The sequence below is a fragment of the Thalassococcus sp. genome, from assembly GCF_982780845.1.
Genome location: NZ_CEYADA010000015.1, coordinates 100418 through 113870, shown reverse-complemented (window position 1 = coordinate 113870; position 13453 = coordinate 100418). Strand labels below are relative to the sequence as shown.

Below are 13453 nucleotides of genomic sequence, written 5' to 3'. Positions count from 1 at the left end.
CCGAACGCATAAGCCATGTCGAAAATAGCCTGCTGGTCATCACCGAGCGCAAAATGGGATGGCGATCCCAGCCCACCCGTCAGGTCCAGTTCGACGACTGCAAAATTCCGACTGAAAACCTTGTAGGCGAAGAAGGCATGGGGTTCCGCTATGCCATGCAGGGCCTTGATGGTGGTCGCCTGAATATCTCGGCCTGTTCGCTTGGCGGCGCTCAGGATGCGCTGAACCGCACGTTGGCCTATATGAGCGAGCGCAAGGCCTTTGGCAAAAGCATCGACCAGTTCCAAGCCTTGCAATTCCGTCTGGCCGATATGGAAATCGAAATGACCGCCGCGCGTACGATGTTGCGGCAGGCGGCGTGGATGGTGGACACGGGCCATCCCGAGGCCCCGAAATACGCGGCGATGGCCAAGAAGTTCGTCACGGAAACCGGCAGCAAAGTCGCAGATCAATGTCTGCAATTGCACGGTGGCTATGGCTATCTGGCGGATTACGGCATCGAAAAGATCGTGCGTGACCTACGGGTGCACCAGATCCTTGAAGGCACCAATGAAATCATGCGCATGATCGTTGCGCGCACTATGGTCGCGTGACCAGACCCAAGACGAACCGGACCGATTTATGACGCAAGACATCCTGATCACCACACAAGGCCAAGCAGGTCGCATCACGCTGAACCGCCCCGACGCGCTGAACGCGCTCAGCTACGAGATGTGCCTAGCCATCGAAGACGCGCTGCTGGCGTGGCGCCACGACCCGAACGTGGCGTTGGTGATTATCGAAGGCGCAGGCGAGCGGGCGTTTTGTGCAGGTGGCGATATCTCCGAGATGTACCGCACCGGCATTGCGGGCGAATATGATTACGGACGCCAGTTCTGGCGCGACGAATATCGTTTGAATGCCTTTATGGCCTCTTATCCAAAGCCAATCGTCAGCTTTTTGCACGGCTTCACCATGGGCGGCGGTGTTGGCGTTGGCTGCCACGGTTCGAACCGGATCGTTTGTGAAACATCACAGATCGCGATGCCGGAATGCGGGATCGGTTTGGTTCCGGATGTGGGCGGCACGTATCTGCTGGCCTCGGCCCCTGGACGGTTGGGCGAATATCTCGGGCTGACGGCAACACGCATGAAAGCAGGTGATGCGATCTATGCGGGTTTTACCGATAGCTTTGTGCCGCAGGACAAATGGGAATTGTTGAAGGCCGCGCTGATCACCACAGGTGATGTGACCGCCATTGAGCAATACAGCGCCCCTGCCCCAGAGTCCGAACTGGCCCAGCAGCAAGACCAGATCAACCGCTATTTCGGTGGCGAACGTTTGGGCGACATTCTGAATGGCTTTGCCGCGATGCCCAGCGACTTTGCCGATGCCAGCCTGAAGGTTCTTAAACGCAACGACCCGTTGGCCATGGGCGCGACTTTGGAAATTCTGCACCGTCTGCGCATGGGCACACCCACTGTCGAAAAGGCGCTTGAGCTGGAGTACCGCTTCACCCATCGCGCGCACGAGGATGGTGATTTTCTGGAAGGCATCCGCGCCGCGATCATCGATAAGGATCGCAGCCCGCAATGGACGCGCAAGCTTGAGGCGCTGCCCTTGGTGGATGTGTCCAAGATGCTGCGCCCCATTCCCGGCATTAAGCTTCAGTTCCATCAGGAGGAGACGGCAATGAAGATCGGTTTCATCGGCTTGGGCAACATGGGCGGCCATATGGCGCGCAATTTGGCCAGCGCCAGACATGAGGTGACAGGGTTCGATACAGCGGATGTGTCGATTGAAGGCGTTTCCAAAGTTGGCACCGCAGCTGAAGCCGCCAAGGGCATGGATGTTGTCATAACCATGCTGCCAAACGGCGCGATCCTACGCGCGGTGGCTGATGAAATCCTGCCGGTTATGTCGGCTGGCGCCGTTTTTGCGGACTGTTCCACCGTTGACGTCGACAGCGCGCGCGCCGTTGCGGAACAAGCCCAAGCTTTGGGTGTCATGCCCGTAGATGCGCCCGTATCCGGCGGTGTGGGCGGCGCGGATGCTGGCACACTGACGTTTATGGTCGGCGGAAGCACCGAGGCGTTCGACAAGACAAAGCCGCTGTTCGACATCATGGGTCAGAAGGCCGTGCACTGCGGCCCCTCCGGCAATGGGCAAGCCGCGAAGATCTGTAACAACATGATCCTTGGCGTCACCATGATCGCCACCTGCGAAGCCTTTGCATTGGCCGACAAACTGGGTCTGGACCGTCAGGCGATGTTTGATGTTGTTTCGACGTCCTCGGGCGCATCCTGGTCGATCAACGCCTACTGCCCCGCTCCGGGTGTTGGCCCGACATCGCCGTCCGACAATGACTATCAGCCGGGGTTTGCCGCAGAACTGATGCTGAAAGACCTTCGTTTGTCACAGGACGCGGCAACCAGCGCGGACGCGGATACGCCGATGGGCCAGCTTGCGGCAGAACAGTACCGCCAGTTTGTTGAAGACGAAGGCGGACAGGGTCGTGACTTTTCGGCGATGTTGCCGCGCTTTGTCTCGCGCCGGCGCAGCTAGGGATCGGCAAGACGTCTCTTAAAACATGCGTTCACGGAAATGTGTCACCTGATTTTTTCAGGTCATGCGTAACGTGAACGCATAGATTGAATAGGAGACACACCATGAAGGCCATTTTTACGTTCGCCACCGCCGCCTCGATCGCATTTGTAGGCAGTGCCATGGCACAGGAAGATTTTTCAGCAAATCTGAAAGCCCGTCAGGGCCAGTTCCGCATTCTGGCGATCAACCTAGGCATTCTTGGCGATATGGCCAAAGGCAAGATGGATTACGACGCCGCAGCCGCCGAAGCAGCAGCAAACAGCATCCATGGCGTTTCAATGGTGCATCAGGCCGCTCTCTGGCCAGAAGGGTCGGACAACATGTCCATCGATGGCACGCGCGCCCTGCCTATGATTTGGGATGACTTCGCAGACTTTTCGTCTAAGTGGGATGCATTGGGAACAGCTGCCGAGAACCTCGTCTCGGTCGCGGGCACGGGGCAAGAAGCCATTGGTCCGGCGCTGGGTCAGATTGGCGGCACCTGCAAAGCCTGCCATGATACCTATCGGGCATCTGCAAACTAAACGGTTGATATGAAAAACAAGCTTGGCATTCTGATCGCATTGGTTGCTGTCGGCTCTGGCGTTGCATGGGGCGTGCTACGTGCATCGCCTGTCGACGTAGACCGGTTCGCCGCACTGAGCGGCAATCCCGACAACGGACAGATCATCTTTACCGCTGCGGGCTGCGCGTCATGCCACCACGCACCGGACGCAGAAAAGGATGCCAAGCTGGTTTTGACTGGGGGGCAGAAGTTTCCCAGCGACTTCGGGACATTCATCGCCCCCAACATATCAAGTGATCCGGAACACGGGATCGGAGGCTGGAGCCTGAACGAATTCGCGAGTGCGGTCACCAAAGGTGTGTCGCCGGACGGGGCGCACTACTATCCCGCATTTCCCTATACGTCCTACACCAAGATGACAGATCAGGACGTGGCCGACCTATGGGCCTACATGCAGACGCTTCCTGCGTCGGACGCGCCTTCGCAACCACATGAAGTCGGCTTTCCGTTTAACATCCGCGCCTCTTTGGGGGGATGGAAGCTGCTATTCATGTCCGATGAATGGGTTGTGCAAAACGTGTCGACCGAAGCAGAAACCAAGGGCCGCTATCTGGTCGAAGCCTTGGCCCATTGCGGCGAATGCCACAGCCCGCGCAACGCGCTCGGCGGATTGGATCGTAACAACTGGTTGGCCGGCGCCCCTAATCCTGCTGGTGACGGACGCATCCCCGCACTAACCCCAGGTCAACTGGATTGGGCGAGCGAGGATATTGCCTACTATCTTGAATCCGGTTTTACGCCCGACTTTGACAGCGTCGGTGGGCACATGGTCGAAGTCGTCGATAACTTCGCAAAACTCAGCGCCGAAGATCGCACGGCAGTCGCACAGTACCTAAAGGCCCTGCCAACCGCCGATTAATTACTTAAATCACTTGCGCGCCAGTTTGGCCTCGCGCGCTTCCCGCAGGCGCGCAAAATCATCGCCCGCGTGGTAAGACGAGCGCGTCAGAGGCGTTGCGGACACCATCAAGAACCCCTTGCCCCACGCGGCCTTTTCATAAGCCTCGAACTCTTCCGGCGTCACGAAACGATCAACGTGGTGGTGCTTTGGCGTCGGCTGCAGGTACTGACCGATGGTCAGGAAATCTACGTCGGCTGCTCGCATATCGTCCATCACCTGCTGAACCTGCGAACGATCCTCTCCCAAACCAACCATGATGCCGGATTTGGTAAAGATCGACGGATCCAGCTCTTTGACGCGCTGAAGCAGGCGCAAGGAATGGAAATACCGCGCGCCGGGGCGAACACTCGGGTACAGGCCGGGTACGGTTTCAAGATTGTGGTTGAAGACGTCGGGACGTGCCTGAACCACCATTTCCAACGCACTGTCGTCGCACTTCAGGAAGTCGGGCGTCAGGATTTCGATGGTTGTGTCGGGCGAGCGATGGCGAATGGCGCGAATGGTTTGCGCGAAATGTTCCGCACCACCATCATCCAGATCGTCACGGTCAACCGATGTGATGACTACATGATTCAGACCCAGTTTTTGAACTGCGTCGGCTACACGACCGGGTTCAAACACATCAAGCGCGTCCGGACGACCGGTGGCCACGTTGCAGAACGTGCAGCCACGAGTACAGATTTCGCCCATGATCATCATGGTGGCGTGGCCCTGTGACCAGCACTCGCCAACGTTCGGGCAACCTGCTTCTTCACAAACCGTGGTCAGGTTGTTGTCCCGCATAATGCGGCGCGTGTCTGCATAGGCTTTTCCACCTGGCGCGCGTACACGAATCCAGTCAGGCTTCTTGGGCTGAGCCTTATCGGGCCGGTGCGCCTTTTCCGGATGACGCTGGCTTGGAATTTTCAGATCACGCATGATCGCTTCTCAGCTCCTTAACACTTTGGAGCCATAGTAATGCGTGGCAGAGGCGTTTGCCAGTACTTGCTTCGGCATAGCGGCCTTGCGATGAGCGCCCCCTTTCCAGAGTATCCTCTGCCCCTCGCGCTCTCGCGACCTGCGCGGCCCGACCGCCCCTTTCGGCTGGGCCGTTTCGACGGTTCGTCAGCCGATCAAGTCACCGCCATTAAACGCCTCGCGATCATAGTGGCGATGCAGACGCATCAAAGCGATCCGCAGAACAACTTTACCAGAACGCGCCGCAAAACCCATTTGCCGTTCCGAGGTTTCAAGCCCTTCCAAAAGGCAGCAGCAGCGCAAAGCAATCTCAGACAGTTCCGGCCCGAGATCTTCCAGCGCAGCGATCAGACGGCCTTTGGCAACAACAGCCCCTTTGCCTGCGTCATCTTCGCCAGGAAACGCCAGAAATGCCTTGGAGCCAGATGCCTCAAGCTCCGACCATTCCGCCCGATCCGGCACGGTTGCCTTGGCCAGTTCGAAATCCTCACGCAGCCTTTCGCCCGCACGCACATGGAAATCCTTCAGATAAGGATCACCGCCTTTGTCCCGACGACGCGACAGCGCCGCCAACGGACTTTCGGGCAGAACAAACCGACCATTCCGTTCCAGCCCTGCCTGAAAGGCATCGGGCAGATCAATACTGCGGGCCCGTCGCGTATCAAAACCCGCCTGAGACTCTGCAAAGCCACGCACTTTGTTTTCGCGTTTGGCGGTCAGCTGGTTCAAAAGGCTTCGGCCCGCGGGCGTGATCCGGTACTTCGACACCCGTCCCGTGGTGCTGCAAGCAATCCAGTCTTTCAGCGCCATGGCCTCGGCCACATCACGCTCGACCACCTGTTTTCCGAAATTGTCGGTCGCATCAGAGCCCTGCACAACCACTGCTTTTTGCATTTCAGCGGCAATCGCCAACACAGCACCGGGCCGGGCAAGCACCTGAAGGACGCGATACGCATCTTTCATCAGACGCTCTTCGCTAACAGGGTTTGCGGCGCTTTTCAGAGGGTTGACCATATCGGATTTATCCTTGGACTGATCTACGCCCTCTTCAAAATTTCCGCATTCCCCAAGACCACGCAACGCCGCATCCACCAACGGATCGTCCCGACGCTGTTCCAGCTTGCGTACCTGCCGCAGAACTGTCGACGGATGACAGTTCTGACGTCGCGCCACAGCCCGAAGGCTTTCGCCGTACTCGGTATGCGCGATATAATTCTTGGCTGCGTCAGGCACCCAATTCGGCAAGCTACGTTCCGCTTTGACAACCATTTCGATAGTCATGTTGACCCCCGTCTAAATTCAATCCACAAAATTACCCACAAATTGTTATGCAACCTATGCGTGATTTTGTTACGGAAAAATTAACTGTTTCCGCTTTCTCAACGGTCGTTTCTGATAGGTAAACAATGGTGAATCCACCGTACGGTTTTACCTCGACGGCAACGCCCCGCATTCTCGTGCAAACAATGACGGCCCAAGAACACGAGGAACGTCATGCACAATCACTTTGGCAATCTGTCCAGCCTACGTCGCCCACGCCTTCTGGTACGCGCCGCGCGCATCGGAGCGGAAGAGTTTCACCGAAACATCCACCTTCCCCGATTTCTGGGGCATTCCGACCTGAGCGATGGCGTGAAAATCCTCGATCAACTGTCGGGTCTGGAACGCGACATCGAACAGTCCCGCAAGGCAGGTGAACTCAGCTACTCGATCAGCCAGCACGTAGATGTGCTGGCCGCTCTGTTGGCTGAACTGAGTTTCCAGCAAATCAAAGAAAAAGGGCTGCACCAAACGGCACAGCCCGAGATGGTCTAGGAAAATCGCCCCGAGATTTACGCAAAGGCGTCTGGCATAGACGCCTTTTTCTGCTCCACGTAGGCGGCCAGATTTTCTGCAATCGCCACGTCCAGAGCAGGCGGCTGATATGTGTTCAGCATGTGCTGCACCTTCTCGGACGCCAAGGTGACGGTGTCACGTGCCCCCTCTTCGCTCCATTGCTCGAAGGGCTTGTAGTCCAACAGATTCGACCGCCAGAACGCTTCTTTGAAGTTGCGCTGGGTGTGGTCACAGCCAAGGAAGTGACCGCCAGGGCCAACTTCACGGATGGCGTCCATCGCTTGCGCATTTTCGTCGATCGAAACGCCCTTTGCCATGTGGTGCAGCGCACCCAGCTGATCGGCATCCATCACGAACTTTTCGAACGACGACACAAGGCCACCTTCAAGCCAGCCACAAGAGTGAAGCATAAAGTTCACGCCCGACAACAGCCCCATGTTCAACGAGTTCGCGCTTTCATAGCCTGCCTGCGCATCGGGAAGCTTGGACCCACAGAAACCACCGGCGGACCGGTACGGTAGGCCAAGGCGACGGGCCAATTGCCCTGCCCCATATGTGATCTGCGATGCCTCCGGCGTGCCGAATGTCGGTGCGCCCGAGTTCATGTCGATCGATGTCACAAAGGCGCCCATGATCACAGGTGCGCCAGCGCGGATCAGCTGGCTATAGGCCACACCGGCCAGCGTTTCAGCCAGAACCTGCGTCAGAGTACCCGCCACAGATACCGGTGCCATAGCACCGCCCACGATGAACGGTGACACGATGCAGGCCTGATTGTTTTTCGCATAAACCTCAAGCGCGCCCATCATCACGTCATCGAACGTCAACGGCGAGTTGATGTTGATCAGGCTGGTCATAACTGTGTTCTGCTGAACAAAGTCTTCACCGAACAGGATGTTACACATATCAACGCTGTCTTGCGCACGGGACGGTTCGGTGACCGACCCCATGAACGGCTTATCTGTCAGCGTCATGTGCGCCAGAAGCATGTCCAGATGGCGTTTGTTCACCGGAACGTCAGTCGGTTCACAAACTGTACCGCCAGAATGATGCAACCACTTAGACATGTGGCCCAGCTTCACGAACTTGCGGAAATCTTCGATGGTGGCGTAGCGACGGCCACCGTCAATATCGCGCACGAAAGGCGGGCCATAGACCGGTGCAAGCACCAGGTTCTTGCCGCCGATCTCGACGTTGCGGTCAGAATTACGGGCGTGCTGTGTAAAGGTCGACGGCGCAGTTGCGCACAGCTTGCGGGCCAGCCCGCGTGGAATGCGCACACGATCACCATCAACGTCTGCGCCCGCATCACGCCAGCGATCAAGCGCAGCAGGGTTATTGGCAAAGACCACGCCGATCTCTTCCAGAACGGTTTCGGCGTTGTATTCGATGACTTCGATGGCTTCTTCTGTCAGCACTTCGAAGTTCGGAATGTTGCGCGTGATAAAACGCGCGACTTCGACATTTACTGCCGTACGTTCGGCACGACGAGCCGCGCCGCCTCCTGTTCCCCGAGAACGTCTGCGTTGCGCTACATCTGTCATGCTTTGAATCCCTTGGTGTCAGGCTTTTTTCTGCGCCTTCGGCATTTTGGTAAGCCTCAATAGCCCAGCACAGCGACCATTCTTGGCCTGTTTCCGTCGTCTGAGAGTGGAAACCGACATTTCCTTAGTCCAACGTCACTTTCCACAGGTGCCAACCGCACAAAAATCACTGACTCGCCTCTTGCGCAAAATCCGGCCTCGGCTTAATGCCGAGACATGGAAAACGCCCAGCATGACCGCCTTCTCATCATCGACTTCGGATCGCAGGTAACGCAGCTGATTGCGCGCCGCTTGCGGGAACTGAACGTCTATTGTGAAATCCACCCCTATCAGAACGTGACTGACGCGTTTCTGGCTGACTTCGCGCCCAAAGCCGTGATCTTCTCCGGCGGCCCGGACTCGGTCACACGTGAAGGATCACCGCGTCCGCCGAAATCGGTTTACGATCTTGGTGTTCCGATCCTGGGCATTTGCTATGGCCAGCAGGTCATGATGCACGATCTGGGCGGCAAGGTTGTTTCAGGCGAAGGCACCGCTGAATTTGGCCGCGCCTATGTAAGCCCCGCAGACGAACGCCTTTCCTTCCTGAACGGCTGGTTCATGGATGGCGACGGACGTGAACAAGTCTGGATGAGCCACGGCGACCATGTTGCTGAAATCGCACCGGGTTTCTCGGTTTACGGTACATCTCCGGGCGCACCTTTTGCCATCACGGCAGATGTCGACCGCCGCTTCTTTGCGGTGCAGTTCCACCCCGAAGTGCACCACACGCCAAACGGTAAAACACTGTACGAAAACTTCGTTCGCGAAGCAGGTTTCTCGGGCGATTGGACCATGGGCGCCTATCGCGAAGAAGCGATCCGTAAAATCCGCGAACAGGTCGGCGACAAAAAGGTCATCTGCGGCCTGTCCGGCGGCGTCGACAGCTCGGTCGCGGCGGTCCTGATCCACGAAGCGATCGGCGATCAGCTGACATGTGTTTTCGTTGACCACGGCCTTCTTCGCCAGAACGAGGCTGAAGAAGTCGTCGCCATGTTCCGCGACAACTATAACATCCAGCTGATCCACGCGGATGAAAGCGAACTGTTCCTTGGCGAACTGGACGGTCAAAGCGATCCGGAGACCAAGCGTAAGATCATCGGCAAGCTGTTTATCGACGTGTTCCAGAAACACGCCGACACAATCGACGGCGCTGAATTCCTTGCCCAAGGAACGCTCTATCCGGACGTGATCGAAAGCGTGTCCTTCTCTGGCGGTCCGTCGGTAACGATCAAATCGCACCACAACGTCGGCGGCCTGCCCGAGAAAATGGGCCTGAAGCTGGTCGAACCGCTACGCGAACTGTTCAAAGACGAGGTTCGCGCCCTTGGTCGCGAACTGGGTCTGCCTGACAGCTTCATCGGCCGCCACCCCTTCCCGGGACCCGGCCTTGCCATCCGCTGCCCTGGCGAGATCACACGCGAAAAGCTGGAAATCCTGCGCAAAGCAGATGCGGTCTACATCGACCAAATCCGCAAGCACGGCCTTTACGATGAAATCTGGCAAGCCTTCGTTGCGATCCTTCCGGTCCGCACAGTCGGCGTCATGGGCGACGGTCGTACATACGACTACGCTTGCGCCCTACGCGCCGTGACATCTGTCGACGGTATGACTGCGGATTACTACCCGTTCAGCCACGATTTCCTGGGCGAAACAGCCACGCGGATCATCAACGAGGTCAAAGGCATCAACCGCGTCACCTATGACGTGACCTCGAAGCCTCCGGGAACGATCGAGTGGGAGTGATCCACACTCAATCCAAAGGTCAGCTTGCATGAGCAACACGGTCCGCGCCTGTCTGTGGATGATCGGGGCGATTGCCTCTTTCACGTCGATGGCGGTCGCTGGCCGCGAGGTGAGCTTTGAGCTGGACACCTTTGAAATCATGCTGTTTCGCAGCCTGATTGGTTTTGCGATCGTTGTGGGCATCCTGACGGTTACGGACCGGCTGAAGGACGTTCAGTTCAGAAAGCTCGACCTTCACGTCTTTCGAAACATCGCACATTTCACCGGCCAGAACTTATGGTTTTACGCGATCACAGTGAATCCGTTGGCGCAGGTGTTTGCGTTAGAATTCACATCGCCTCTTTGGGTGATTGTCCTGTCGACGGTCATTCTTGGCGAAAAGCTGACCCAGCACCGTATCATTGCGGGCATTGTCGGGTTCATCGGCATCTTGGTCGTCGCCCGCCCGTCTCCCGAGACAATCAACATCGGCCTCATCACCGCCGCCTTGGCAGCAATCGGGTTTGCCCTGACAATCGTCTTTACGCGCAAACTGACACGGACCGAGTCCATCTCGAGCATTCTGTTTTTCCTGACGGGTGTGCAGGCTATCCTCGGCTTGGCATTTGCCGGATTTGACGGCGATATCGCCCTGCCCTCGGGCGAAAGCTGGCCTTGGGTTGTTCTGATTGCTGCGGCTGGTTTGCTGGCGCACTACTGTCTGACCAATGCCTTGAAGCTCGCCCCGGCGACGGTCGTCATTCCTATCGACTTCACACGACTTCCCATTATCGCGATCGTGGGCATGCTTCTTTACAAAGAGCCTCTGGACCCGATGGTACTGCTAGGTGCGACCATCATTTTCGGTGCCAATTACTACAATATTTGGCGCGAAACACGTTTGTGACAAATTAGTGACGTAGCGACGCTTTGTGCGGATTCGCACAAAGCTAACGCGGGGTCAAAATTGACCGATAACAAATGCGTCACCTAGACTTTAGTGCAGGACAAAAGGGATGAGGAACCTTCAGATGAAAAATCTGTTTTTGGGCGTATCTGGCCTCGCGATGATGGCAAGCGTCGCATCGGCCGGTGGTCTCGACCGCTCTGGTCAGAGCGTTTCTGCGATCTTCGCAGACGACAACACAGCCAGCCTGTCGTTCGGCTATGTCGCACCCAGCATCACGGGTACAGACAGCCAAGGCGCAAGCTATGACGTTGGCAACAACTATTCGCAAATCGGCCTGAGCTACACGAATTCGATAAACGACAAAGTGAACTACTCGGTCATCTTTGATCAGCCGTATGGCGCGGACGTTTCCTACAACACCAACCCGTTCATTTCGAACCTGGGCGGGACAGGCGCAGATCTGGACAGCCAGGCGATCAGCTTCGTTGCACGTTTCAAACTGAACGATCGCATCAGCTTCTTCGGCGGCATCAAGGGCGAAGCTGTTGAGGGCGAAGTCAGCCTGAACGGTACGTCTTACGCCAGTGCAATCGCTGTCAACGCCGTCGCTGGCGCAACGCCTGGCGTTGAGGCCGAGACACTTGGCGCAGCTTTGCAAGGTGATCCAGACGCCATCGCGGCATTGGGTGGTTTGGCAGCTGTTGGCGCACTGGGCACGGCTGTGGCCACTCAAGCAGGTACATTTCTGACGACAGGCGGCTACTCCTTCGACATGGAGAAAGACACCAAGGTTGGTTACATCTTGGGTGCGGCATACGAGATCCCCGAGATCGCGCTGCGCTTTGCTCTGACCTACTCGCCCGAGATCCAGCACAAAGCGAAAACAACGGAAAACATCTTTGGTGCCGTTGTTACAGGTGACGTTGAGTACGTGACACCGCAGTCTGTGAACCTTGAATTCCAGACCGGTATCGCAGCCAACACACTGCTGACTGCTGGCTATCGCTGGACTGAATTCTCGGCCGTGGATGTTATTCCTGACGCACTGGGTTCTGACCTTGTGAACCTTGACGACAGCCACCGTTACTCGATCGGTATGGCGCGCCGCTACTCTGATGCGTTGGCATCCTCGATCACTCTGACGTACGAACCCGAAGGCGAAGATAACCTCGTGTCCCCGCTTGGGCCGACAAACGGTCTGTTCGGTGTCAGCATCGGCGCACGTTACTCGGAAGGCCCGCTGAACATCTCTGGCGGTGTAAACTACACCAAGGTTGGTGATGCGCTGGCTGAAGTTGGCGGACGTGAAGCAGCGTCGTTCGAAGACAACCACGTCTGGGGCGTCGGCTTTAAGGCTGAAATGTCCTTCTAATCAGGGCCTAAATGCCCGATCCAAAACCGTCCGGCACTGCCGGGCGGTTTTTTTGTTGAAGCGCCCCGCCGCTCTGACTACCCATCTCGGAAGATAGAGTTCCAATTCGAAGGCCCGACCATGTTGTATTCCTCTGCCAAAGAATGGCGCGAAGCCCCGCAAAAACGCGTGTTGTTTTTTGCGATGTCCGGCTTGGGGAAAACCCATGTGTCGAACCTACTGCGCGAAAACGGTGGGTGGTTTCATTATTCGATCGATTACCGCATCGGCACCCGCTATATGGGCGAATACATCATCGACAACGCGAAACGCGAGGCGATGAAGGTCCCCTTCCTGCGTGATCTGCTGCGTTCGGATTCGATCTATATCGGCTCGAACATCTCGTTCGAGAACCTGACACCTGTGTCCACATATCTTGGAAAACCCGGCAATCCCGATGCCGGCGGCACCCCGATTGATGTGTACCGCACCCGTCAGGACCAGTTCGCGCGCGCCGAAGAACAGGCGCTACTGGACACCGGTTACTTCATCCAGCGGGCGCAGGACCTCTACGGCTACCCGCATTTCATTTGTGATACCGGTGGCTCGATCTGTGAATGGGTCGATCCGGAAAACCCCAATGATCCGATCCTGAAACATCTGTCGGAACACTGCCTGATGGTCTGGATCAAAGGAACCGAGGACCACACCGAAGAACTCATCCGCCGCTTTGACCGCGCGCCCAAGCCGATGGCCTATCAGCCTGCGTTTATGACACGGGTCTGGAACGACTATCTGGATCAGATGAACACCAAACCTGACGATGTGGATCCTGATGCGTTCATCCGCTGGACCTATGCGCAGGCACTGGCCCATCGCCAGCCACGGTATGAGGCGATGGCCAACAACTGGGGCATCACTGTTCCGGCATCGGATATGGCAACTGTCACCGACGAAGCTAGCTTTGAAGATGTCATCGCAAAGGCCCTTGAGGCCAAAACAAGCAACGCCTAAATCCACACTCTTACAACTGACAATC

Annotated in this window: 12 protein-coding genes; 9 read left to right on the top strand and 3 right to left on the bottom strand. The window is 56.9% G+C overall.

Annotated elements, in window-relative coordinates; genetic code table 11:
* From AC4FIA_RS15575 to AC4FIA_RS15560, 4 genes are all read left to right on the top strand, one after another.
* Positions 1–593 (top strand): acyl-CoA dehydrogenase family protein (locus tag AC4FIA_RS15575; RefSeq protein ID WP_490366609.1); only part of this gene is annotated, 593 nt, incomplete at its 5' end.
* Between the two features lie 28 nt (positions 594–621).
* On the top strand, positions 622–2544 hold the full coding sequence (gene mmsB, locus AC4FIA_RS15570; protein ID WP_490366608.1) for a 3-hydroxyisobutyrate dehydrogenase: 1923 nt from the start codon (positions 622–624) through the stop codon (positions 2542–2544).
* Between the two features lie 104 nt (positions 2545–2648).
* A complete protein-coding gene (locus AC4FIA_RS15565; RefSeq protein WP_490366607.1) occupies positions 2649–3110 on the top strand; it encodes a c-type cytochrome in 462 nt (153 codons plus the stop codon).
* A 9-nt stretch (positions 3111–3119) separates the two neighbouring features.
* Entirely contained in the window at positions 3120–4010 is an 891-nt protein-coding gene (locus tag AC4FIA_RS15560) for a cytochrome c (protein ID WP_490366606.1), read from the top strand.
* Between the two features lie 9 nt (positions 4011–4019).
* Here AC4FIA_RS15560 and lipA read toward each other — a convergent pair whose 3' ends face one another.
* Together lipA and AC4FIA_RS15550 are read right to left on the bottom strand one after the other, a co-directional pair.
* On the bottom strand, positions 4020–4970 hold the full coding sequence (gene lipA, locus AC4FIA_RS15555; RefSeq protein ID WP_490366605.1) for a lipoyl synthase: 951 nt from the start codon (positions 4968–4970) through the stop codon (positions 4020–4022).
* 186 nt (positions 4971–5156) lie between these two features.
* Entirely contained in the window at positions 5157–6290 is a 1134-nt protein-coding gene (locus AC4FIA_RS15550) for a DUF6456 domain-containing protein (protein WP_490366604.1), read from the bottom strand.
* Between the two features lie 213 nt (positions 6291–6503).
* Between AC4FIA_RS15550 and AC4FIA_RS15545 the strand changes: the two genes are divergently transcribed.
* Complete coding sequence (locus AC4FIA_RS15545) at positions 6504–6824, top strand: DUF6477 family protein (RefSeq protein ID WP_490366603.1); 321 nt, start codon at positions 6504–6506, stop codon at positions 6822–6824.
* Between the two features lie 17 nt (positions 6825–6841).
* Here AC4FIA_RS15545 and AC4FIA_RS15540 read toward each other — a convergent pair whose 3' ends face one another.
* Entirely contained in the window at positions 6842–8389 is a 1548-nt protein-coding gene (locus AC4FIA_RS15540) for a trimethylamine methyltransferase family protein (protein ID WP_490366602.1), read from the bottom strand.
* Positions 8390–8605: 216 nt separating this feature from the next.
* On the opposite strand from AC4FIA_RS15540, the gene guaA reads away from it, so the two are divergent.
* The 4 genes from guaA (at position 8606) to AC4FIA_RS15520 (ending at position 13428) form a co-directional block, all read left to right on the top strand.
* Complete coding sequence (guaA, locus tag AC4FIA_RS15535) at positions 8606–10174, top strand: glutamine-hydrolyzing GMP synthase (protein WP_287475942.1); 1569 nt, start codon at positions 8606–8608, stop codon at positions 10172–10174.
* A gap of 28 nt (positions 10175–10202) precedes the next feature.
* A complete protein-coding gene (locus tag AC4FIA_RS15530) occupies positions 10203–11060 on the top strand; it encodes a DMT family transporter (RefSeq protein ID WP_490366601.1) in 858 nt (285 codons plus the stop codon).
* Positions 11061–11184: 124 nt separating this feature from the next.
* Positions 11185–12435: an OmpP1/FadL family transporter gene (locus tag AC4FIA_RS15525; RefSeq protein WP_490366600.1), complete on the top strand. Its 1251-nt coding sequence runs from the start codon at positions 11185–11187 to the stop codon at positions 12433–12435.
* A gap of 120 nt (positions 12436–12555) precedes the next feature.
* Complete coding sequence (locus AC4FIA_RS15520; protein ID WP_490366599.1) at positions 12556–13428, top strand: ATPase; 873 nt, start codon at positions 12556–12558, stop codon at positions 13426–13428.
* The last annotated feature ends 25 nt before the right edge of the window (positions 13429–13453 follow it).

Excerpts from the sequence above, each read along its gene's own strand:
- AC4FIA_RS15540 (WP_490366602.1), bottom strand. The coding sequence starts at position 8,389 with ATGACAGATGTAGCGCAACGCAGACGTTCTCGGGGAACAGGAGGCGGC.
- AC4FIA_RS15550 (WP_490366604.1), bottom strand. The coding sequence starts at position 6,290 with ATGACTATCGAAATGGTTGTCAAAGCGGAACGTAGCTTGCCGAATTGG.
- lipA (WP_490366605.1), bottom strand. The coding sequence starts at position 4,970 with ATGCGTGATCTGAAAATTCCAAGCCAGCGTCATCCGGAAAAGGCGCAC.
- AC4FIA_RS15525 (WP_490366600.1), top strand. The coding sequence starts at position 11,185 with ATGAAAAATCTGTTTTTGGGCGTATCTGGCCTCGCGATGATGGCAAGC.
- guaA (WP_287475942.1), top strand. The coding sequence starts at position 8,606 with ATGGAAAACGCCCAGCATGACCGCCTTCTCATCATCGACTTCGGATCG.
- AC4FIA_RS15545 (WP_490366603.1), top strand. The coding sequence starts at position 6,504 with ATGCACAATCACTTTGGCAATCTGTCCAGCCTACGTCGCCCACGCCTT.
- AC4FIA_RS15560 (WP_490366606.1), top strand. The coding sequence starts at position 3,120 with ATGAAAAACAAGCTTGGCATTCTGATCGCATTGGTTGCTGTCGGCTCT.
- AC4FIA_RS15530 (WP_490366601.1), top strand. The coding sequence starts at position 10,203 with ATGAGCAACACGGTCCGCGCCTGTCTGTGGATGATCGGGGCGATTGCC.
- AC4FIA_RS15565 (WP_490366607.1), top strand. The coding sequence starts at position 2,649 with ATGAAGGCCATTTTTACGTTCGCCACCGCCGCCTCGATCGCATTTGTA.
- mmsB (WP_490366608.1), top strand. The coding sequence starts at position 622 with ATGACGCAAGACATCCTGATCACCACACAAGGCCAAGCAGGTCGCATC.
- AC4FIA_RS15520 (WP_490366599.1), top strand. The coding sequence starts at position 12,556 with ATGTTGTATTCCTCTGCCAAAGAATGGCGCGAAGCCCCGCAAAAACGC.